Below are 20,108 nucleotides of genomic sequence, written 5' to 3'. Positions count from 1 at the left end.
ATGAACACGCCCATCCTGACCCCGACCGCTCCCGGCGTCCAGGCGCCGCCGGAACTGTCCGCGTCCACCCTGCGTTGGCGGCGGCTGCGCCGCAACAAGGCGCTGCTGACCGGCGGCGGCATCCTGCTCGTCATCGTGCTGATCGCGCTGTTCGCGCCCTGGATATCGCCGCATGATCCCTATCATCAGGACCTGGCCTACCGCACCGCGCCGCCGGTCTGGTACGCCAAGGGCACCTGGCTGCATCCGCTGGGCACCGACCAGCTCGGCCGCGACTACCTGTCGCGCCTGTTCTACGGCGCCCGCATTTCGCTCTTGATCGGCATCAGCGTGGCGCTGATCTCCGGCCTGATCGGCACGGCCATGGGCATGGCGGCCGGCTACTTCGGCGGCAAGGTCGACATGGCGGTGTCCTTCCTCATCACCACCCGCCTGTCCATGCCCGTCATCCTGGTGGCGCTGGCCACGGTCGCCATCGTTGGCGGCTCGCTCTGGGTGGTGATCCTGGTGCTGGGGCTGCTCAAGTGGGACCGCTACGCGGTAGTCATGCGCAGCGCCACCCAGCAGGTGCGCTCGCTGGAATACGTGGCGGCGGCGCAGGCGGCGGGCGCGTCCACCTGGCGCATCGTGTGGGGCGAAGTGCTGCCCAACGTGGTGCCGCAGCTGATCGTGATCGCCACGCTGGAAGCCGCCAGCGCCATCCTGCTGGAAGCCTCCCTGTCCTTCCTGGGCCTGGGCGTGCAGCCGCCGCTGCCTTCGTGGGGCCTGATGATCTCGGAGGCCAAGGCCTATATGTTCTTCTCTTTCTGGCTGATCGCCATACCCGGATCGGCGCTGGCCTTGCTGATCTTCGCGATCAATCTGGCCGGTGACGGACTGCACCAACTCCTGACGCCTGAAGAGAGGGCCTGAGCATGAGCGCCACGGACATCGTGCTGGACGTGCAGGGCCTGACCGTCGACATCGCCACGCCGCGCGGACCGCTGCATGCGGTGCGCGACGTGTCGTTCCAGGTCAGGCGCGGCGAAACGCTGTGCCTGGTGGGGGAATCCGGCTGTGGCAAGTCCATGACTTCGCTGGCCATTATGGGCCTCTTGCCCAAGGCCGCGCAGCGCAGCACGCGGCGGCTCTCGGTGCTGGGCGAAGACCTGTCGGCCGCGCGCGGGCGGCGCGTCAACGCGCTGCGCGGCAGCAAGATGGCCATGATCTTCCAGGAGCCGATGACGGCGCTCAACCCCGCCTACGCCATCGGCGAACAGTTGACCGAGCACTACATCCACCATTGCAAGGCCAGCGCGCAGCAGGCGCGCGACCGCGCGGTGGAACTGCTGGAGAAGGTCGGCATCGCTTCGGCCGGACAACGGCTTTCCCAGTATCCGCACCAGTTGTCGGGCGGCCTGCGCCAGCGCGTGATGATCGCCATGGCGTTGATGTGCGGCCCCGAACTGCTGATCGCCGACGAGCCCAGCACCGCGCTGGACGTCACCATCCAGGCGCAGATCCTGCGCCTGCTGGCGGACCTGCAGGCCGAGCTGGGCATCGCCATGGTGCTGATCACCCACGACCTGGGCGTGGTGGCGCGCATCGCGCGCCAGGTCGCCGTGATGTACGCGGGCCAGATCGTGGAGGAAGGACCGGTGGCGGAGCTGTTCGCCTCGCCGCGTCATCCCTACACTCGGGGGCTGCTCAGCTGTATCCCCGTGCCCGGGCGCACACCGCCCGGCGAAGCGCTGGGCACCATCCCGGGCGTCGTGCCCGCGCTGCTGGGCGAGCTGCAAGGCTGCGCCTTCCACGACCGCTGCCCGCACGCGCAGGCCCAATGCCGCCATGAAGTCCCCGTGCGTGGCGCCGCCTCCGGTCAGCAATGGCGCTGCATCCTCGAACCCGAAGGAGTCCCGGCATGAGTCCCTTGCTGCAAGCCGAGGCCGTCAGCAGGCAGTTCTCGATCCGCTCGGGCATGTTCCGGCCGCGCAGCACCCTGCATGCGGTCAATGGCGTGGACCTGGCAGTGGAGCGCGGCGCGGTGCTGGGCATCGTCGGCGAATCGGGCTGCGGCAAGTCCACGCTGGCCCGCATGCTGCTGGGCCTGACGCCGCCGACCGAGGGCGCGATCCGCCTGGACGGGCAGGACATCCGCAGTCTGGGCCGGCGCGCCTTGGCCCGCCGCGTCCAGCCTATCTTCCAGGACCCGTATTCCTCGCTCAATCCGCGCCGCTCCATCGCCTCCATCGTGTCGTTGCCGCTGGAAGTGCACGGCATCGCCAACCCGAAGCAACAGAAGGCCATCGAGATGCTGGAGCGCGTGGGCCTGCCGCCGCGACTGGCGCATAACACGCCCGGCCAATTGTCCGGCGGCCAGCGCCAACGCGTGGCCATCGCGCGGGCGCTGGTGATGCATCCCGAGATCGTCATCTGCGACGAGCCGACCTCGGCGCTGGACGTGTCGGTGCAGGCCCAGATCATGAACCTGCTGATGGACCTGCGGCGCGAATTCAACCTGACCTATGTCTTCATCAGCCACAACCTGGCGGTGGTGGAGCACATCGCCACCCAGGTGGCGGTGATGTACCTGGGCCGGGTGGTCGAATCCGCGGCCACCGCGCAGCTGTTCCATGATCCGCGCCATCCGTATACGCAGGCGCTGCTGGCCTCGGTGCTGACGCCCGAGCCCGGCCTGGGCATACCGGACATGGGCCTGGGCCTGTCGTTCCCGGATCCGCTACGCCCGCCTTCGGGCTGCCCCTTCCATCCGCGCTGCCAGCAAGCCATGGCCCAATGCAAGACCGAACGCCCGGCGCTGACCCGGCGCGCGCAATCCGTGGTGGCCTGCCACCTCTATCCCCCTACCCCCAACGGAGCCCAGCAACCATGACCCGCGCACAAGCCATCGCCCAGGCGGAACAGTGTTTTGATTCCGGCGCCTTTCGCGCGCTGCTGGCGCGCCGCCTGGCCCAGCCCACGGAAAGCCAGAATCCGGCGCGCGCGCCCGAACTGGCCGCCTACCTGGAGGCCGAGATCCGGCCCGCCTTCGAAGCCCTGGGCTTCACCTGCCGCACGCTGACGCATCCTAAGGCGCTGGCGCCGTTCCTGTACGCCGAGCGCATCGAGGACCCGTCCTTGCCCACCGTGCTGGGCTACGGCCATGGCGACGTCATCCGCGGCCTGGAAAAAGAATGGAAGGAAGGCCTGTCGCCCTGGGCGCTGACCGAAGCCGAGGGCCGCTGGTATGGCCGCGGCATCGCCGACAACAAGGGCCAGCACACCACCAACATGGAAGCCTTGCGGCTGGTGCTGGAGACGCGCGGCAAGCTGGGCTTCAACGCCAAGTACCTGATCGAGATGGGCGAGGAAACGGGCTCCATGGGCCTGCGCGATCTATGTGAGGAGCATCGCGCGATGCTGTCGGCGGACCTGCTGATCGCCTCGGACGGGCCGCGGCTGAGCGCGGAGCGCCCCACCCTTTTCCTGGGCGCGCGCGGCAGCCTGAACTTCGACCTGAGCATCGAGGCCCGCGCAGGCGGACATCATTCGGGTAATTGGGGCGGCCTGATCTCCAACCCTGGCATCCAGCTGGCGCACGCCATTTCCACGCTGGTCTCGCCCACCGGCCAGATCCGCATCCCCGAATGGGTCCCCCGCGAGCTGCCCGACGCGGTACGGCGCGCCCTGGCCGATTGCCAGGTGGACGGCGGCGCCGACGGCCCCGAGATCGAACCGTGGTGGGGCGAACCGGGCCTGTCGCCGGCCGAGCGCGTGTTCGGCTGGTGCTCGTTCGAGGTGCTGGCCTACAAAACCGGTAACCCCGACACCCCGGTCAACGCCATTCCGCCGCGGGCATGGGCGCGTTGCCAGCTGCGCTTCGTGGTGGGCGTGGACCCGGACGATCTGGTTCCCGCCCTGCGCCGCCACCTGGACCGCCAGGGCTTCCCCATGGTCCAGATCACGCTGACTCGCGAGAACATGTTCCGCGCCACCCGCATCGACCCCGACGACGCCTGGGTGCGCTGGGCGGTGGATTCGCTGGAACGCACCTCCGGCGCCAAGACCGCCGTGCTGCCCAACCTGGGCGGCTCCCTGCCCAACGACATCTTCACCGACGTGCTGGGCCTGCGCACGATCTGGGTGCCGCATTCCTATCCCGGATGCTCCCAACATGCGCCGAACGAACACCTGCCACCGGCTTTGCTGCGGCAGGCATTGAGCCTGATGACGGGCTTGTATTGGGACCTGGGCGCGGGCGGCACGCCGGCATTGGAGCGCTGAGACGCGCGGCCAGGGCCTGTGCGCAATCAAAGGACCTTGCTCCGCCCCTAAGGCTTGCCGGACGGCCCCAGCCGCTCTCGCAGGAAATCGATGAAGCGCCGGACCTTGGCGCTGACGTGGCGCGTGTCGGGATAGACCGCGTAAACCTCCTGGCGCGGCAGCGCATACGAAGGCAGCACGCGTTGCAACGAGCCCCGCGCCAGGGGCTCTTCCAGCAGCCATTCCGGCAGCGCGGCCACACCGCATCCCGCTTCCGCGAACGCCAATAGGGCCGAGGCGGTATCGGCCTGCGCCACCGGCGCCACCCGTAACTCATGCTCGCGCCCCTTGCCGTCCGTCAGTCGCCAGCGGTCGCTGCGTCCAGGCCGATTCGCCAGCCAGGGCAGCGCCGCCAGCGCCTGCGGCGTGCGCGGCGCCCCATGTTGCGCCAGCAGTGCCGGACTGGCCACCAGCCACAGCTTGAACTGGCCGATCCGCGTGGCGCGGTAGCTGGAGTCTTCCAGCGCCCCCACCCGAATGGCCAGGTCCAGACGTTCGGCGATCAGGTCCGCGTGCGCCGACCCGGCGCGATAGCCCACCCGCAGGGCGGGATGCGCGCATGCAAACGCCGCCAGCGCCGGCGCCACCACCCGGTTGCCGTAATCCACCGACGCCGTCACCCGCAGGCTGCCCGACAAGGCGGCCTGGCCGGAACGCGCCTCGTCCACCGCCGTCTCGGCCGCGCGCAGCATGCGCGCGCAATGGCCGTAGAAGCCCTCGCCCGCTTCGGTCAGCGCCAGCCGCCGCGTGCTGCGCGTCAACAGCGCCACGCCCAGCTCCTGTTCCAACTGTTTGATGTTGAAGCTGACCACCGCCTTGGTCGTGCCCAGCGCATCGGCCGCCGCCGTGAACGTCCCGGCTTCAACCACTGCCGCATACATCGCCAGACGATTCAGATTGATCATGAGGGCATGGATTTATTGTCAAAAAAACAAGAACAGTATATCCATCCATAGGGCATTTTTCGGGAACAACGAGGCTCCTAGAATGGCGCTCCCTTTCCATGAATCCTTCCCATGTCCGACCTTTCATCCCATTGCCTGCGTCTGGCCTTCGACGTCCATTCCCGTATCGAACACTGGATAGGCTCGCCCGATGCGCCGGACACACAGCTGACCGCCCTGCTCGAGGACTTTGCGCCCGGCTTCAGCATGATCGCGGCGGATGGCCGATGCCTGCCCGCGGAAGCCTTGCCGGCCTTGTTCGGCAGTTTGCGGGGCGCCCGCCCCGGCCTGAAGATCGATATCGACGAGCTGACCGTGCTGCACGCCGACGCGGCTTCAGTGCTGCTGAGCTATCGCGAACGCCATGCCTGGAACGCGGGCGCGACTCAGCGGCGCGCTACGGCACTGTTCACAGTACAGCCCGGCGGCCAGCCGCAATGGATGTATCTGCAAGAGACCTGGGCCTGAGAGCCGGAGGGGGCGATCGCCCCTCGGGCCAAAAAAAAGCCTCCGGCTAGGAGGCTTGTGGTTGTCGTTTGCGTATCCCGTCCAGTAGCAGATCGGTGATGAATTCCGCCAGGGCCTGCTGCCTGGCCGCGTCCGGCCCCTGCCGCGTGAACCGTTCGATGATGCCCATCATCGATTGGGCGAACCAATTGGATGGCACATCCTCGCGGAACCAGCCGGCCTGGCGTTCAGCGTCCGCATTGTCGGCAATCATCGCCACCAATTCATCCTTCAGCGCCTCGGCCTCGGCGGCCTGGAAGAAGCCGATGCGGGTCAGGTTGGGATCTTCCTGCAGGATGGCGAGCAGGCCGCTCACGCCGCCGCGGATGCGCCCGGCCAGTTCGGCGCCTTTCAGTCCGTCAGGTGGACGCGCCTGTCCGATGGCCTGCCGCAAGCGCTGGGCGAACATGCCCACCAGTTCGTCGTAGGCCGCCTGCTTGCTGGCGAAGTATTGATAGAAGACAGGTTGGGTCACGCTGGCCCGGGCGACGATGTCGCTGATCCGCGTATGCTGGAATCCGCGTTCCGCGAACTCCGCCGCCGCGACCTCCAGGAGTTGAGCCCGTGTGCGTTCACCCTTGGTGAGACGCTTGTCTTGCGATAAAGAAGAGGGTCGTGCCGTAATCATCGCGAGAAAATACTACCCTTCGGCGCTTTTAGCCACTGGTTTTACCCACGGTCCCCAGGACGGATACAACCATTGCAATGTCATTCCCCTAGTGCTTGCCAACTCTTGCACCCCTGGCGCTCGCCAGTCTGCTCTCGGGCTGCGTGCCCTATCCCGTGTACAAGACCATGCAACCCGACGCCTCGGACTTAAACGACAAGCCGCAAATCACGCCGCGCCCTGGCCAGTCGCGTTCCTGCAACAGTTGGCCTGACCACCAGGACCCGGCTGCGCCCCGCTGAAATCAGTTGAAATCTCCGTAGCGCTTGAGACACTTTATGGAAGCGGCCAGGCAGTAAAGTGGCAGTATCGGTCCGGGTCAGGCGCCATGCCGGCCCCGGGGCGGATCAGGAGCAAGATCATGAAGCGGTTTTCTGGCCGTATGGCCATCGTCGCGGCGCTGGCGTTGGCCGTGGCAAGCGCCCCCGCCATGGCCGGCGGGCGCGGTGGCGGTTATTGGGGCGGCGGCCATGGCGGCGGATATCACGGTGGCGGATACCACGGCGGATATCACAATTACCATGGCGGCAGCAGCAGTTCCGACGGTTGGTGGATAGGCGGCGCCTTCGCGCTGGCCACCATAGGCCTGCTGCTGGCGGCGGATTCCGGGCCCTCCTACACCCAGGCAGGCGTCTATTCATCGGGCGTGGGCTACACCAGCCCGCCGGTCTACGCGGCCCCCGTCTACAACGCGCCGGTATACGAGGCGCAGCCCGTGTACAGCGCGCCCCAGCCTCAGTACGAGCCGGTGCAATACGAGTCCGTACCGCCCGTCAACAGCGCCCAGGCCAACGCCAGCCTGGACTGCCAGCGCTGGGCCATGAACCAGAGCGGTTACGACCCGGCCACCATCACGCAATGGACCACCCAGGTCATGGTGGACTCCTATAACCGGGCGCTCGATTCCTGCATGACCAGCCGCGGCTACCGCGCGCACTGACACGCCATTCCGGGTATTCCCGCTTGTCCCGCCGCGCCGGCCTGCACACACTGCATGCCGGCGCGCCTCATTGAAGGGCCGTCGCCGCGTCCCGGTGGACAGGCCGTCGGGCATAGACAAGGGGAAAGCATGTTGAATCTCAAGCGGATCGCGGGGCTGTGCGCCATCGGCGCGGCCTGCGCGTTCTCGGCCGCCGCGCACGCCCAGGCCGACGCCAAGGCACAGGCCATGACCATCGTCGTGCCCTATGGCGCGGGTGGCATCGTCGACAACACCGCGCGCGCCTTCGCGCAGAAGCTGGCGGCGGAACTGGGCCGGCCCGTGGTGGTGGAGAACCGCGGCGGCGCGGGCGGCATGATAGGCATGAATACGGTGGCGCGGGCCCATGACGAGAACACCCTGGCCTTTACCGCCGTCAGTCCTGTCACACTGTCGCCGCATGTGATGAAGACGCTGTACGACCCCTTGAAGGACCTGGCGCCCGTGGCGTCCGTAATGTATTCGCCGGTCTATCTGGTGGGCGGCCCGAAGTTCACCGGCAAGACCTTCCAGGACATGCTGGCCCAGGCCAAGGCCGATCCTGGCGGCCTGTCGCTGGCGACGGCCGGCGTGGGCTCGCTGGGCCACTTGATGCTGGAGCAGATCAACGGCCAGGCGGACGTGCGCATCACGCACGTGCCATATAAGGGCATGGCGCAGATGGTGCCCGACGCCCTGGGCGGCCAGTTCACGCTGATGCTGGTCAATGCCTCCGGCCCGGTCAATACGCTGATCGACGAAGGCAAGCTCACACTGCTGGCGGTGGGCTCGCCCGCCCGGCTGCTGGGACGGCCCGGCACGCCGACGCTGGCCGAACTGGGCTATCCCATGGCCAATATGACGTCCACCTTCGGTTTTTTCGCTCCGGCCAGCACCAGTCCGGAATTCCGTCAGCGCATGAACGGCCTCATCAACCGGATCGCCGCCATGCCGGACATCAGCAAGCCGCTGACGGATGCGCTGAACATCATGTCGCCCGGCACGGTGGAGCAGTTCACGGCCCTGGTGCAGAAGGAATATGCCGCCAACGGCCAGATCGTGAAGCAGGCCAATATCCGCAGCGAATAGCCGCGGGGGGCAGTGAGCGGCTGGCGGCTCAGCGGCGCCAGCCGCGCCAGGCGCACAGCAGGCCGATCGCCAGCATGGCGCCTGCGGGCAGGATCCAGACGAATCCCGAATCCGTGTAGACCACCTGGTCGACCGGGTCGTAGTAGCGGCCCAGCTCGTTGAAATCCCACCTCAGGTACTGCGCGTACCAGGCGTAGAAAAAGAGCGCGGACAGGGCCAGGCTTACGCCCGCGGCCAAGCGCAGCAGGCCTTTGCTGCGGCCGGTGCGCACTGCCGCCTTCCAGGCCAGGACCGCACAGCCCGCCGCGCCCAGCAGCACCAGCAGGTCGCCCACGTCAGCGCCCATCGGCCGCCTCCAGGCCGGCCAGACAGGCCTGGGCCTCATCCCATTGCTTTTCACTGAAGACGCGCAGGCCCGCCCGGGCCAGCAGTTCGGCCGTCACGCCCACGCCGGGCTGCTTGCGTCCGGCGAAATGGCCGTCGTACACGTAGCCGCTGCCACAGGAAGGGCTGCCCTCCTTCAGTACCGCGATGCCGATGGCGTGCTGGCGCGCAGCCGCCAAGGCCGCCTGCGCGCCGTGCACGAAGGGGGTCGTCACGTCCTCGCCCGACACCGCCATCACGCGGGCGCGGCCGGCCAGCACCGCCGCCGCGTCCGCATCCGGCTCGATCTCGGCGGGCGGGCGCGGAACCGGCATGCCGCCCGCCATTTCCGGACAGACGGCCACCACCCGGCCTTCGTCCCGCCAACGCGCAAGCACGGCGTTGTCATGGGACGCGCCGCGTCCGTCGTAGCGCACGGGGTTGCCCAGCAGGCAGGAACTGACCAGAACGTATTGCATGCGTAATCCGAGGCGATGGGCCGCAGCGCGGCGCGCGGCCCGTATCCAAAGCAGCATGATAGAGCACGAGCCCCGGTTCCCGGGGCGCCTGCCTACCCAGGCTCAGCTTGCGGCCGCGCCTATTTCAAGCATCCAGGCGCGCAGCGCGGGATCGCGTATTTGCAGCACCTCGAACAGCCCCAGCGCGTTCAGCGCCGGCAAGGCCTCCTGGATGTCCCTGCGCGCATCGGCCACGGCCTGGGCCGGCGCCAGCGGGTCGAGGCAAACGCGGGCGTTGGCGAGAAACGCCCCCACCGTTCCCTTGCGCACGGCCACGCCGTTGAACTCTCCCAGATCCCTGCCGTCGGGCAGGACGTCGCTTGCTTTCATGTAGTGCTCCTGTTGAAGTTCGAGACAGGAGTTACGATAGACGCGCCCGCATGGCAAGTCTGCGTGGTTCTGGTCATTCAATACGGTATTTCCGCCAATGGCGCTGCCTGCTCCCAACCCGCCCTTGCTCGACCCCGGACTCGCCCGCGCCCGCGGCGGCCCCAGGCTGATCGCCGTGCGCAGCCAGGACGGCGCGCTGCGCCATACCGCCATGCACCAGCACGCGCGCGGGCAACTATTGGGCGCCTATCAAGGTTTGCTGACGGTCTATGCGGGAGAGCATCAATGGGTGGTGGCATCCCGCCAGGCGGTCTGGATCCCCCCCGACCTGCCGCACGGGCTGTACTCGCACGGTCCCTATGCCGGCTATAGCGCGTACTTGAGCCCGGCGGCTTGCGCGGGGCTGCCTGCGGCGCCCTGCGTGCTGCATGCCTCGGATCTGCTGCTGGCCGCCGTGAGCCGTGCCGCGTCCTGGGACGGCGACACGAAAGACCCGGCCCGCAGCCGTCTGATTGAAGTGATCCGCGATGAAATCCGGACCTTGCCGCATGCCGGCCAGGCGCTGCTCCTGCCGCGCGATCCGCGGCTGCAACGGTTGGCGCTTGCGCTGTCGGACCAACCCTCCGATATGCGGACGCAGGAAGAATGGGCTGCCGAGATCGGCATGTCGCCGCGCACCCTGGCGCGCCGCTACCTGGCGGAAACCGGCCTGACCCTGGGGGCATGGCGGCAGCGCGCCCGGCTGATGCGGGCGCGGGAAATGCTGGCGGAGGGCGCCGCCGTGACCACGGTGGCCTTGGAATTGGGTTACGACAACGTCAGCGCCTTCATTGCCATGTTCAAGCGCGAACTGGGCGCGACGCCGGGCCGCTACGGCGGCCCGGGCGCTTGACCCTCGTCATCCGGAAACCTGGGACTCAGGATTCCTCGGCCGTCTTGCCGGCCCGGCGCGCGCGAGGGGCTGCCTTGCTCGCGGCCTTGCGGGCGGGCTTGGCGGGCGCCGCGGCAGCCGCAGCCGGTTCGGCTGGCACCGGATCGGCCGACGCGGTTTTGACGGCGGTCTTCTTGGCAGCGGTGCGGCTGCGGGTTGCGGCGCGCTTCGCCGCGGGCTTGTCGGCCTCGGCCTTGTCCGCGACAGGCTTGCTGGCCTTGGGCTCGTCCCTATCGGCAGACCGGGCCACGCCGCCCTCAAACGGATCGGGCATCTTGGCAGGCGTCTTGCTCGCCGGCTGGCCGCGGCTGGCTACGGCAGGTTCGGCGAAGGTCCACTCGGCGATGTCCACCGCGGGTAGCGGCTGGCGCGCCTGCGGCAAGGGCTTGGGCATGGGCGGCAGGCGCGAAGGCTGGACAGGCTTGGGCGCTTGCGCCCGAGCCAGGGCGTCAGCCCGCATGGCATCCAGCCTGGCGGCTTCCGCCTGTTCAGCGGCGTGCTTGGCGGCGTCGGCTTGCGCCGTGGCCTGCATGGCAGCCGGCAACTGCGCGGCTGCCGCCGTTGCTGCCGGTGCCTTGCCTGGCGCTTCGGCCGGAGCGTCGGACAACTCGGTGGCAATGGTTACGGATGAAGCTTCGGACGGCGTGGCGGCGTTCTCGCTGCTTGCGCCCTGCTCCGCGACCTGGCTGGCCCCCTTGCCCTCGCCACCCGACTTGCGCCCGCCACGCGATTTGCGGCCGGAGCGGGAACGGGGTTCTTCCTGAGCCGTGACGGCCGGCGCGTCGCCGGTATCGGCCGTGGCGGCCGGCTGACGGGCCGGGGCAGAACGGGATCCGCCATCGGCGGCGGCGCGATTCGCGGCCGGCGCGCCGTCCGCGCTGTCGCGGTACACATAAGTGCCGGCGTTTTCCTCGCGCCCGACTTCCAGCAGGCCGCGCGACTGCGCCTCGTCCAGCAGGTTGCCGAAGGCACGGAAGCCGTAGTAGGACTCGTTGAAATCCGGCCGGCGGCGCTTGAGGGCATCCTTCAGGGCGGAAGCCCAGATCTTGCCGCTGTCGCCGCGTTCGGCCATGAGCGCCTCGAAGGTCTCCGCGACCATTTCCACGGCCTGGGTCTTGCGCGCCTCCAGTTCTTCCTTGCGGCGGCGTTCCTCGTCGGGCGTGCGGCGCTGCTGGCTCGCCGTGCCACCGCCACGGTTGTCGCGGCGGGCGTCCGCCGCGCGCTGGCCTTCGCGCGCCAGGTCGTCATAGAAGATGAATTCATCGCAGTTGGCGATGAGCAGGTCCGAGGTGGACTGCTTCACACCCACGCCGATCACTTTCTTGTTGTTCTCGCGCAGCTTGGACACCAGGGGCGAAAAATCGGAATCGCCGCTGATGATCACGAAGGTGTTGACGTGGGACTTGGTGTAGCAGAAGTCCAGCGCGTCGACGACCAGACGGATGTCGGCGGAATTCTTGCCCGACTGGCGCACGTGCGGGATTTCGATCAGTTCGAAATTGGCCTCGTGCATGGGGGCCTTGAATTCCTTGTACCGCTCCCAGTCGCAATAGGCCTTCTTGACCACGATGCTGCCCTTGAGCAGCAGCCGTTCCAGCACCGGCCGGATGTCGAACTTCTGGTATTTGGTGTCGCGCACGCCCAGCGCCACGTTCTCGAAATCACAGAAAAGCGCCATGCTGACGTTTTCGTTGGGGGTATTCATGTTTTTGCTCCAATGCTGCGGCGGCGCCGGGCGAGACGCTGCCAGATGACGCTCATGATATACATATCTGCCGCCGGTACGCGGCGCCCATCCTCAACAGCCATGCCTGAAGCTCCGTTGTTCCCGGCTCTTGCCACCGACCGCCTGATCCTGCAGCCCTTGGAAATCGGCGATGCCGAGGCCATCCAGCGCCTGTTTCCGCAGTGGGAAGTGGTGCGCTACCTGGTCGATCAGGTGCCCTGGCCCTACCCGCCCGACGGCGCGCGCCAATATCTGGAGCAAGTGGCGATCCCTGCGATGCGGCGGGGCAAGGAGTGGCACTGGTCCATCCGCACCCGCCAGGCGCCCGGCAGCCTGATCGGCATCGTCAGCCTGATGGACGACGATCCCTGGAACAACCGCGGTTTCTGGCTGGACCCCGCCCATCACGGCCGCGGCTACATGACCGAGGCCAGCGAGGCCGCCACCGCCTACTGGTTCGAGGTGCTGGGCAAGCCGCTGCTGCGCGCGCCCAAGGCCGCCGTCAACGCGGCTTCGCGCCGCATCTCGGAGCGCGGCGGCATGCGCCTGGTCGGCACCGAGGAACGCGGCTACGTCAGCGGACGCCTGCCCACGGAAATCTGGGAGATCACCCGCGAGGAGTGGCTCGCCCGGAAGCGCCGCCAGGGCTGACGCCGGGCGGGCAACAGGCCGGCGAGGGGCGCCGGACGATCTTGCGTCTTATCCGCCCCCTTTATTCCCAGGAGGGCGCACGCCCCCTGACCCGGTCCAAGCCGCCGCTTACCGCCCTTTTCGCCCCGTTTTCCGGCCGATTGACCCGGGCCGGCGCTGGCTAGAATTCCCGAAAATCCGGCATTCCGCGCACGGAATGCCCACGTTATCGGGCAAGATCCATGAATCCGTCTACCGTCATCGGCGCCGCCGTCGGCCTGCTTACCCTGGTTATCGTCGTGGCCCTGGCCGCCACCGACCCCGGCATGTACATCAACCTGCCGGGCCTGGCCATCGTGCTGGGCGGCACCGCGGCCGCCGTGTTCATCGCCTACCCGCTGTCGGAAGTGCTGCGCGTCTTCAAGCTGGTACGCACCGTCTTTCGCAACGACCAGCACGACCAGCAGCGCGACATCGAGGAACTCGTGTCCATGGCCCAGCTGTGGATGAACACCGACGTGCGCAAGGTCGAGCAGGAACTCAAGAAGGTCAGCAACCCCTTCCTGCGCACCGGCGTGCAGCTGATCATCGACAACACGCCCGAAGACCAGATCATCGAACTGCTGCAATGGCGCGTGGCGCGGCTGCGCGCCCGCGAACAGGCCGAAGCCCAGATGTTCCGCGTCATGGCGACCTTCGCTCCGGCCTTCGGCATGCTGGGCACGCTGGTCGGCCTGATCAACCTGATGTCGGTGCTGGGCGAAGGCAGCATGCAGATGATCGGCCAGCATCTGGCCATCGGCCTGATGACCACCTTCTACGGCATCCTGCTGGCCAATCTGATCTGCAAGCCGATCGCGCTCAAGCTGGAACGCCGCACCGCCAGGCGCGTCGAATCCATGAACATGGTGCTGCAGGGCATCGCCATGATGTGCGAGAAGCGCGGCCCCGCGGTGGTGCGCGAAACCCTGAATTCCTTCGTCATGCACGTCGAGGACGAAATCTACGACGGCGGCGCGGACGCCAAGCCCCAGGCCGCGCAAGCCAAGGCGGAAGGCGCCGTCAAGCCCGCTGCCAAACCCGCCGCAACCCAGCCCGTCTCCATCGCCCGTCCTGCCGCCGCGCGCCAATGAGCCTGATTTCCCCCACCTTGGCGCAGCGGATCGAGCAGGCCCGCCAGGCCCAGCTGCGCGCCGAGAAGGCGGCGGCCAATGGCGGCTGGCGTCCCAGCAAGAGCGACCGCAAGGACCGCTATGCCCGCTGGCACGTCGAGGAAACCGTTGAACACGATTCCGAGAACTGGCTGCTCAGCTACCTGGACCTGATCACCTTGCTCTTGGCCATGCTGGTCGTGCTGCTGGCGCTCACGCGCCTGCATGGCAGCGCCTTCGGCCAGTCGGAACAGCCCGTGGAGCTGGTCGGCACGCTGGCCGCCAGCGGCTTGCCCACTTACGACGGCGAGTATTCCGAATTCGAGGCGGTCCAGATTCCCGCAAGCTGGGCGCAGCCCGAGACGCCGGTGACCACAGTCGCGGCCGCGCCGGCCCAGGAAGGCGAGATCGTTGCCGACGCCGCCGCGCCGCTGCGCGCGCCCTCCAAGGAGTCGCTGGGGCTGGGAGACTTGGGCAAATCGGTGGACGTGATCATCAACGAGCAGTCGGTGAGCTTTCGCATCAGCAATGAACTGCTGTTCCCGTCAGGCCAGGCCACCCTCAGCCCCACCGGCCTGGACGTGATCAAGCGCCTGGCCGCCATCCTCAACAAGAACGAGTACCAGGTCTCGGTCGAGGGCCACAGCGACCCGGTGCCCATCCAGACCCGGCAATTCGCGTCCAACTGGGAACTGTCCAGCAGCCGCGCCACCAGCGTGCTGCGCGAGCTGGTCCGCGACGGCGTATCGGCCCAGCGCCTGCGCGCCGTCGGCTACGCCGAGACCCGCCCCATCGAGTCCAACGACACCCAGGCCGGCCGCGCGGCCAACCGGCGCGTGGAACTGATCATGGACATCGCGCCCGCGCAAAAGGCGGCGTCGGGTGCGGCGCCTGCCGCCGCGGCGGCAGCGCCCGCCTCCGCCGCCAAATCCTGACCGGACACAGGCCGCGCGCACGCGCGGCCATCTCGCCGCCCCTGCGCCTCAGAGCGGCACCGGGCGGTTTCTCAGCACGTTCTTCATCACCAGCGTCGACCTCAGCCGCAGCACGCTGGGCAGCGCGGACAACACGCGGTCATAGAGCGCCTGGAACGCGGGCAAATCCTGGGTGACGACATGCAGCATGTAGTCCGGATCGCCGAACAACCGCTGCGCCTGCACTACCTCGGGAATATCCGCCAGAGCGGCCTCGAACGCCGACACCCTGTCGCTGCTGCCTTCGCGCATTGTGACGAAGACGATGGCCGAAAAATTCAGCCCGACCGCGGCCAGGTTGATGTTGGCGCCATAGCCGCTGATGACGCCCGCCTCTTCGAGCGCGCGCAGCCGCCGGTGGCACGGAGACAGGCTCAGGCCGACCCGTTCCGCCAGGTCCGTGATGGAAATCCGGCCGTCTTCCTGAAGTTGAGCAAGAATTTTTCTATCTAAGTCATCCATGAGGAAGATTCTACCCAATATTGAGCTTCTTCCAGTAGATAGCAGGAGCACTTCCCCTTGCTTCGCCGATAACATTCCCCGCCTGAGATTCATTTGGGGTATGCAGTTGGAAACCGGCAATCTGGTGGCGTTTTGGCTTGTTTCGCTTTCTTTGGTTGTCGTCCCGGGCGCGGATTGGGCGTATGCCATATCCGCAGGTTTACGGGACAAGGCCGTCCTGCCCGCCGTGGCGGGCATGTTGACCGGCTATCTGATGATCACCATGGTGGTCGCGGCGGGCATAGGCGCCCTGGTGGCGAGCGAACCCGCCATCCTTACCGTACTGACTTTGGTCGGCGCGGCGTATCTGCTCTGGCTGGGCGCCAACGTGCTGGCGCATCCATCGGAGCCCAAGGCCGGTGAGGCTCAGGCTGCGGGGCACTGGCGGGGCTGGGCCGCCCGGGGCTTCGCGGTCAGCGGCATGAACCCCAAGGCCATCCTGCTGTTCCTGGCCTTGCTGCCGCAATTCACCAGCCGCGACGGCGCCTGGCCGATCTCCACGCAGATCACGGCTTTGGGGATCCTGCAGATCCTCAATTGCGCCGTCATCTACACCTTGGTGGGCCTGGGGTCGAAGGCCGTGCTGCAATCGCGTCCCGCCGCGGCGCGCAGGGTCAGCCAGTTTTCGGGCCTGGCCATGATTGTCATCGCGCTGATCCTGTTCGGCGAACAGGTCGCCGTGTTGATGGCCTGACCCAAGCGAGACGGGCCCTAATCGCCAGGATGCCGGCCGCCCGCGCTTTCCAGATAGCTGTCCACCGCGCTCCCCACCGTGGGATGGAAGCGGTCGTCGCCGAATACCTCGGTCAGCTCGAAGCGCTTGAGCTTGTCGCGCACGGGATCCTTCATTTCCGCGAAGTGCAGCGCCGCGCCGCGCTGGGCCAGGCTGCGGCTGAGTTCGCGCAGCATGTCCGCCGACGTGACGTCGACGCTGGTGACCGGCTCGGCGGCCACCACCACCCGGCGCACCGGCGTGGGCGAGGCGTCCACGGCTTCCATCAGCCGTTGCTGGAAGAGTTCGGCATTGGCGAAGAACAGCGGCGCGTCCCAGCGGAACAGCACCAGGCCGTCGATCAGCGCGGCATTGGGATAGCGCTTCAGGTCGTGATAGCCGCGCAGGTTGGGCACGCGGCCCAGCACAGCGAAGTGCGGACGCCAGCCGTCCCACAGGAATTCGATCACGGCGAGGACCACGGCCAGGCAGATGCCCGGAATGGCGCCGAACACGGCCACGCCCGCAAAGCACGCCATCGACAGCCAGAACTCCCACTGCTGGATGCGGTAGATGCGGCGCAGGTCCTTGAATTCAAAGAGGCCGATGGCCGCCGCGATCACCACGGCCGCCAGCGCGCTGTTCGGCAGATAGCGCAGCAGGTTGGGCGCTGCGACCAGCAGCCCTGCGACGGCAAGCGCGCCCACCACGCCCGTGAGCTGCGTGCGCGAACCCGCCGCCTCGGCCACCGGCGTGCGCGAAGCGCTGCTGCTGATCGGAAAGCCCTGGAAGAAGCCGGCCGCCAGGTTGGCCACGCCCAGGCCCACCATTTCCTGGTTCGGATCGACCCGCGTGTTGGTGCGCGCGGCATAGGTGCGCGACAGCACGCTGGTGTCCGCAAAGGCGATCAACGCCACCGCGCAGCCGCCCAGCGCGATCTTGACCAGGTCCGCGTTGCTGAGCCAGGGCAAGGCGAACTTGGGCAGGCCCTGCGGAATTTCACCCAGTACTTTCACGCCTTGCGAGTCCAGTTGGAACAGGCTGACGGCCAGCGTCGCCAGGATCACCGCGATCAGGATGCCCGGCACGCGTTCGTAACGCTTGAGCAGCAGGATCAGCGCCAGCGTCGCCGCGCCCACCGCGAAGCTGTACCAGTTGGTCTCGCCCAGGAATACCGCCCGCCCCAGTTGCCACAATTCGGTCAAGGGGCCGGCATCGTCTATCGACACCGCGAACAGCTTGGGCAGCTGGCTGACCAGCACCGTCAGTGCGATGCCGTTCATGTAGCCATAGCGGATAGGCTTGGATAGCAGCTCGGTAATGAAGCCGAGGCGCAACAGCCCCATGACAATGCAGAACAGCCCCGCAACGATGGCCATCAGGCTGGCCGCGGCCACCGCGCGCATGGGGTCGCCGTCGGAAACGCTGAGCACCACCGCCAGGATGGGCGCGGCCAGGGCGGAGTCCGGCCCCAGCACCAGGATCCGGCTGGGGCCGAACAGCGCATAGGCCAATAGCGGAATGATGGTGGCATAAAGGCCGTAGACGCCTGGGACGCCGGAGGCTTCGGCATAGGCGATGCCGACCGGCACCAGCATGGTCGTCAGCACCAGGCCGGCGGCCAGGTCCTTAGGCAGCCAGGCGGCCTGGTACGACCTGAGCACCGCCAGTCCGGGCAGCCAGCGCAACCAGCTGGGGGCAGGCGCATCCTCGGAGGCAGAGGCATGGGTAGCCATGGGATCTTTGTTGTGTGCTGTAGGGTGTGCCGGAAGATGGCGTCAGGCTGCAAATCCGGTGGCGCCGATTCCGCAGTCTGACGCATTATTCTTGCTCGCGTCCAGCCGCGGACGGCTTTCCTTCTTTATACAGACACAAGCAGGAATCCACATGACGCAGATGACCAATCCGCAAGCCGCGCCCGGTGGCCAAGCACCCATCTACCTCTGCTTACAAAGAACGCCGGGCCACGTATTGCAGGATGGCACCGGCGCAACAAATAGCGGTAATCTGGCGAACCTTATCGGAAGTCCGAACGGGAAGATCCCATGTCCTATCTGCTTTTCATCGTCGAACCGGTGGGCCAGCGCGCCCAGCGCACGCCCGAAGAGGGCCGCGAAGCCTATGCGCAAATGCTGCGCTATGCGGAAGACCTGAGTTCGCGCGGCCAGCTGGCGCGCGCGGAATCCTTGAAGTCCGAATCGGAAGCCGTGCGCCTGCGGATCCGCGACGGCGAACGTTCCCTGGTGGACGGCCCCTATGCCGAGGCCAAGGAAATGATAGGCGGCTTCTTCCTGCTGAACTGCGACACCCGTGAAGAAGCGCTGGCGCTGGCGGCCGAGTGTCCGGCGGCCCAATGGGCCACGGTCGAAGTGCGTGAACTGGGCCCCTGCTTCATGTAGGCACGCGGCCCATGGCGGACCGGCGGCTGGCGCGCGCGCCAGCCGCGCGATTCAACAGTTTCCTTTCTTGGCCTGGCCCGGCGGACAGAAACCGCCACGGCCGCCGCCGTCGTGCGGATCGACGATGACCGCGCCGCTGGGGGTATAGACGGCACAGCCCGTCAGCAAGGACGCCAGCAGGGCAAAACTGCACAGGATTTTCATATCGGTGTTCAAAGTTGCGGACGCTGCGAGTGTATGGAGGCGCGCTGCAACCAGGGCTGTGCCTTTGTAACGGCGTGCTGGCCCGCTTTCCTAGTACTTACCCTAGGCCCATCATTTTTCTGTCGATTTCGCGTCTTGCCGTTCGTCGTGCCAATACAAGCCCTCCACGGGCTGTGTTTTCCGAATCGAGGAGTCCCAAGAATGCGATACATGATCATCGTCCGCGCCACGCCGGACAGTGAAGCCGGCGTGATGCCGCAGGAAAGCCTGCTGGCCGCCATGGCGACCTATCACGAGGCGCTGGCCAAGGCCGGCGTGCTGTTGGACGCCAATGGCTTGCACCCTTCCTCCAAGGGCTGGCGGGTGCAGTACGACCAGGGCCAGCGCACGGTGGTGGACGGCCCGTTCTCCGAGACCAAGGAGCTGATCGCGGGCTACACCATGATCCAGGTGCGAACGCGTGAGGAAGCCATGCAATGGGCGCTGCGCTTTCCCGAACCCTTCCCTGGCCAGCCCTGCGCCGTCGAAGTGCGCCAGGTCTTCGAGCTGGACGAGTTCGGCCCCAGCGAGGGCGTCGAACGCTACCGCCAGATTGCCGGCAACGGCCAATGAACGCCTCCTCTACCAAGACCATCACCGGATCCCCCCACATGCTGAAAACCCTGCTGCTCATCGTCCTGGCCGCCATCGCGCTCGTGCTGGTCTACGCGACCACGCGTCCGGACACCTTCCGCGTCGAACGCAGCGCGCGGATCCAGGCGCCGCCCGCGCGCGTATTCCCCCTGATCAACGATCTGCATGCCTTCAACACCTGGAACCCCTACGAAAAGAAGGACCCGGCGATCAAGGGTACCTACGGCGCGGTGACGGCGGGTCCGGGCGCGACCTACGCCTGGGAAAGCAAGGAAGTGGGCGTGGGCGACATGCGGATCGAAACCGCCGTGCCGGATTCCTCCGTGACCATGCGCCTGACCTTCATCAAGCCTTTCTCCGCCGTCAACCAGGTCACCTTCACCCTGACGCCGGCTGGCGACGGCACGCAAGTCACCTGGGCAATGGAAGGCCGGTTGAACTACTTCGCCAAATTGATGCATCTCTTTTTCAACATGGACAGCATGGTCGGGCAGGACTTCGAAGACGGGCTGACCAACCTCAAGACCCTGGCGGAAAAGCGCTAGGACACACACTAAAAAGGAAGCGGG

The 20,108-nt window shown here is 67.1% G+C and carries 24 protein-coding genes; 15 read left to right on the top strand and 9 right to left on the bottom strand.

All coding sequences use genetic code 11. The annotated features are described in order from the left end of the window. From FOC84_RS27620 to FOC84_RS27605, 4 genes are read left to right on the top strand one after another with little or no spacing between them, the layout of a single operon-like run. Positions 1 to 912, top strand: a complete 912-nt coding sequence (locus FOC84_RS27620; protein WP_173147893.1) for an ABC transporter permease — start codon at positions 1 to 3, stop codon at positions 910 to 912. Positions 913 to 914: 2 nt separating this feature from the next. Beyond that, complete coding sequence (locus tag FOC84_RS27615) at positions 915 to 1,904, top strand: ABC transporter ATP-binding protein (RefSeq protein ID WP_173147891.1); 990 nt, start codon at positions 915 to 917, stop codon at positions 1,902 to 1,904. Continuing rightward, positions 1,901 to 2,872, top strand: coding sequence for an ABC transporter ATP-binding protein (locus FOC84_RS27610; RefSeq protein WP_173147889.1), 972 nt, complete (start codon positions 1,901 to 1,903; stop codon positions 2,870 to 2,872). Before FOC84_RS27615 ends, FOC84_RS27610 begins: the two co-directional genes overlap by 4 nt. Further along, a complete protein-coding gene (locus FOC84_RS27605; RefSeq protein ID WP_173147887.1) occupies positions 2,869 to 4,263 on the top strand; it encodes a M20 family metallopeptidase in 1,395 nt (464 codons plus the stop codon). The genes FOC84_RS27610 and FOC84_RS27605 overlap by 4 nt, the downstream gene beginning before the upstream one ends. A gap of 47 nt (positions 4,264 to 4,310) precedes the next feature. Here FOC84_RS27605 and FOC84_RS27600 read toward each other — a convergent pair whose 3' ends face one another. Beyond that, a complete protein-coding gene (locus tag FOC84_RS27600; protein ID WP_173147885.1) occupies positions 4,311 to 5,207 on the bottom strand; it encodes a LysR family transcriptional regulator in 897 nt (298 codons plus the stop codon). Between the two features lie 111 nt (positions 5,208 to 5,318). On the opposite strand from FOC84_RS27600, the gene FOC84_RS27595 reads away from it, so the two are divergent. Beyond that, positions 5,319 to 5,714 (top strand): hypothetical protein, encoded by a 396-nt coding sequence (locus tag FOC84_RS27595; protein ID WP_173147883.1) that lies wholly within the window; start codon positions 5,319 to 5,321, stop codon positions 5,712 to 5,714. A 46-nt stretch (positions 5,715 to 5,760) separates the two neighbouring features. Here the strand turns inward: FOC84_RS27595 and FOC84_RS27590 are convergent, their stop codons facing one another. Continuing rightward, on the bottom strand, positions 5,761 to 6,381 hold the full coding sequence (locus FOC84_RS27590) for a TetR/AcrR family transcriptional regulator (RefSeq protein ID WP_173147880.1): 621 nt from the start codon (positions 6,379 to 6,381) through the stop codon (positions 5,761 to 5,763). Between the two features lie 400 nt (positions 6,382 to 6,781). On the opposite strand from FOC84_RS27590, the gene FOC84_RS27585 reads away from it, so the two are divergent. Together FOC84_RS27585 and FOC84_RS27580 are read left to right on the top strand one after the other, a co-directional pair. Beyond that, a complete protein-coding gene (locus FOC84_RS27585) occupies positions 6,782 to 7,360 on the top strand; it encodes a hypothetical protein (RefSeq protein WP_173147878.1) in 579 nt (192 codons plus the stop codon). 129 nt (positions 7,361 to 7,489) lie between these two features. Then, entirely contained in the window at positions 7,490 to 8,467 is a 978-nt protein-coding gene (locus FOC84_RS27580; RefSeq protein ID WP_173147876.1) for a tripartite tricarboxylate transporter substrate binding protein, read from the top strand. A gap of 28 nt (positions 8,468 to 8,495) precedes the next feature. Here the strand turns inward: FOC84_RS27580 and FOC84_RS27575 are convergent, their stop codons facing one another. From FOC84_RS27575 to FOC84_RS27565, 3 genes are all read right to left on the bottom strand, one after another. Continuing rightward, complete coding sequence (locus FOC84_RS27575; protein WP_173147874.1) at positions 8,496 to 8,813, bottom strand: hypothetical protein; 318 nt, start codon at positions 8,811 to 8,813, stop codon at positions 8,496 to 8,498. Next, the gene (locus FOC84_RS27570) at positions 8,803 to 9,309 is read right to left on the bottom strand and encodes a DUF523 domain-containing protein (protein ID WP_173147872.1); all 507 of its coding nucleotides are present in this window, start codon (positions 9,307 to 9,309) and stop codon (positions 8,803 to 8,805) included. Before FOC84_RS27570 ends, FOC84_RS27575 begins: the two co-directional genes overlap by 11 nt. Positions 9,310 to 9,411: 102 nt before the next feature. After that, the gene (locus FOC84_RS27565) at positions 9,412 to 9,678 is read right to left on the bottom strand and encodes a hypothetical protein (RefSeq protein WP_173147870.1); all 267 of its coding nucleotides are present in this window, start codon (positions 9,676 to 9,678) and stop codon (positions 9,412 to 9,414) included. 97 nt (positions 9,679 to 9,775) lie between these two features. On the opposite strand from FOC84_RS27565, the gene FOC84_RS27560 reads away from it, so the two are divergent. Further along, positions 9,776 to 10,570, top strand: a complete 795-nt coding sequence (locus FOC84_RS27560; protein WP_173147868.1) for an AraC family transcriptional regulator — start codon at positions 9,776 to 9,778, stop codon at positions 10,568 to 10,570. Between the two features lie 25 nt (positions 10,571 to 10,595). Here the strand turns inward: FOC84_RS27560 and FOC84_RS27555 are convergent, their stop codons facing one another. Then, complete coding sequence (locus tag FOC84_RS27555; RefSeq protein WP_173147866.1) at positions 10,596 to 12,314, bottom strand: NYN domain-containing protein; 1,719 nt, start codon at positions 12,312 to 12,314, stop codon at positions 10,596 to 10,598. A gap of 102 nt (positions 12,315 to 12,416) precedes the next feature. On the opposite strand from FOC84_RS27555, the gene FOC84_RS27550 reads away from it, so the two are divergent. The 3 genes from FOC84_RS27550 to FOC84_RS27540 all read left to right on the top strand — a co-directional run bounded on the left by FOC84_RS27550 (position 12,417) and on the right by FOC84_RS27540 (position 15,051). Continuing rightward, positions 12,417 to 12,986 carry a GNAT family N-acetyltransferase gene (locus tag FOC84_RS27550; protein WP_173147864.1) on the top strand — a complete coding sequence of 190 codons (570 nt, stop codon included), beginning with the start codon at positions 12,417 to 12,419 and terminating at the stop codon, positions 12,984 to 12,986. A 221-nt stretch (positions 12,987 to 13,207) separates the two neighbouring features. Continuing rightward, on the top strand, positions 13,208 to 14,098 hold the full coding sequence (locus FOC84_RS27545) for a motility protein A (protein ID WP_173147862.1): 891 nt from the start codon (positions 13,208 to 13,210) through the stop codon (positions 14,096 to 14,098). Continuing rightward, positions 14,095 to 15,051 carry an OmpA/MotB family protein gene (locus FOC84_RS27540; RefSeq protein WP_173147860.1) on the top strand — a complete coding sequence of 319 codons (957 nt, stop codon included), beginning with the start codon at positions 14,095 to 14,097 and terminating at the stop codon, positions 15,049 to 15,051. Before FOC84_RS27545 ends, FOC84_RS27540 begins: the two co-directional genes overlap by 4 nt. Positions 15,052 to 15,099: 48 nt before the next feature. On the opposite strand, the gene FOC84_RS27535 is transcribed toward FOC84_RS27540, so the two are convergent. Further along, entirely contained in the window at positions 15,100 to 15,552 is a 453-nt protein-coding gene (locus FOC84_RS27535) for an Lrp/AsnC family transcriptional regulator (RefSeq protein ID WP_054456444.1), read from the bottom strand. Positions 15,553 to 15,652: 100 nt separating this feature from the next. On the opposite strand from FOC84_RS27535, the gene FOC84_RS27530 reads away from it, so the two are divergent. Continuing rightward, positions 15,653 to 16,285, top strand: a complete 633-nt coding sequence (locus FOC84_RS27530; protein WP_173147858.1) for a LysE family translocator — start codon at positions 15,653 to 15,655, stop codon at positions 16,283 to 16,285. A gap of 17 nt (positions 16,286 to 16,302) precedes the next feature. Here the strand turns inward: FOC84_RS27530 and FOC84_RS27525 are convergent, their stop codons facing one another. Continuing rightward, complete coding sequence (locus tag FOC84_RS27525; RefSeq protein WP_173147856.1) at positions 16,303 to 18,039, bottom strand: SulP family inorganic anion transporter; 1,737 nt, start codon at positions 18,037 to 18,039, stop codon at positions 16,303 to 16,305. Between the two features lie 309 nt (positions 18,040 to 18,348). Here FOC84_RS27525 and FOC84_RS27520 point away from each other — a divergent pair, with 309 nt between their 5' ends. Then, positions 18,349 to 18,702: a YciI family protein gene (locus FOC84_RS27520; RefSeq protein ID WP_173147854.1), complete on the top strand. Its 354-nt coding sequence runs from the start codon at positions 18,349 to 18,351 to the stop codon at positions 18,700 to 18,702. Positions 18,703 to 18,753: 51 nt separating this feature from the next. Here the strand turns inward: FOC84_RS27520 and FOC84_RS27515 are convergent, their stop codons facing one another. Next, positions 18,754 to 18,906 carry a hypothetical protein gene (locus tag FOC84_RS27515; protein WP_173147852.1) on the bottom strand — a complete coding sequence of 51 codons (153 nt, stop codon included), beginning with the start codon at positions 18,904 to 18,906 and terminating at the stop codon, positions 18,754 to 18,756. Between the two features lie 201 nt (positions 18,907 to 19,107). Here FOC84_RS27515 and FOC84_RS27510 point away from each other — a divergent pair, with 201 nt between their 5' ends. Together FOC84_RS27510 and FOC84_RS27505 are read left to right on the top strand one after the other, a co-directional pair. After that, positions 19,108 to 19,518 (top strand): YciI family protein, encoded by a 411-nt coding sequence (locus FOC84_RS27510; RefSeq protein ID WP_173147850.1) that lies wholly within the window; start codon positions 19,108 to 19,110, stop codon positions 19,516 to 19,518. Positions 19,519 to 19,556: 38 nt separating this feature from the next. After that, a complete protein-coding gene (locus FOC84_RS27505; RefSeq protein WP_173150447.1) occupies positions 19,557 to 20,084 on the top strand; it encodes an SRPBCC family protein in 528 nt (175 codons plus the stop codon). Positions 20,085 to 20,108: the final 24 nt, after the last annotated feature.

The sequence above is a fragment of the Achromobacter pestifer genome, assembly GCF_013267355.1.
Classification (GTDB): Bacteria; Pseudomonadota; Gammaproteobacteria; order Burkholderiales; family Burkholderiaceae_B; genus Achromobacter; species Achromobacter pestifer_A.
Note: the sequence above shows the minus strand (reverse complement) of the source record. Positions and strands in the feature narration are given on the sequence as shown.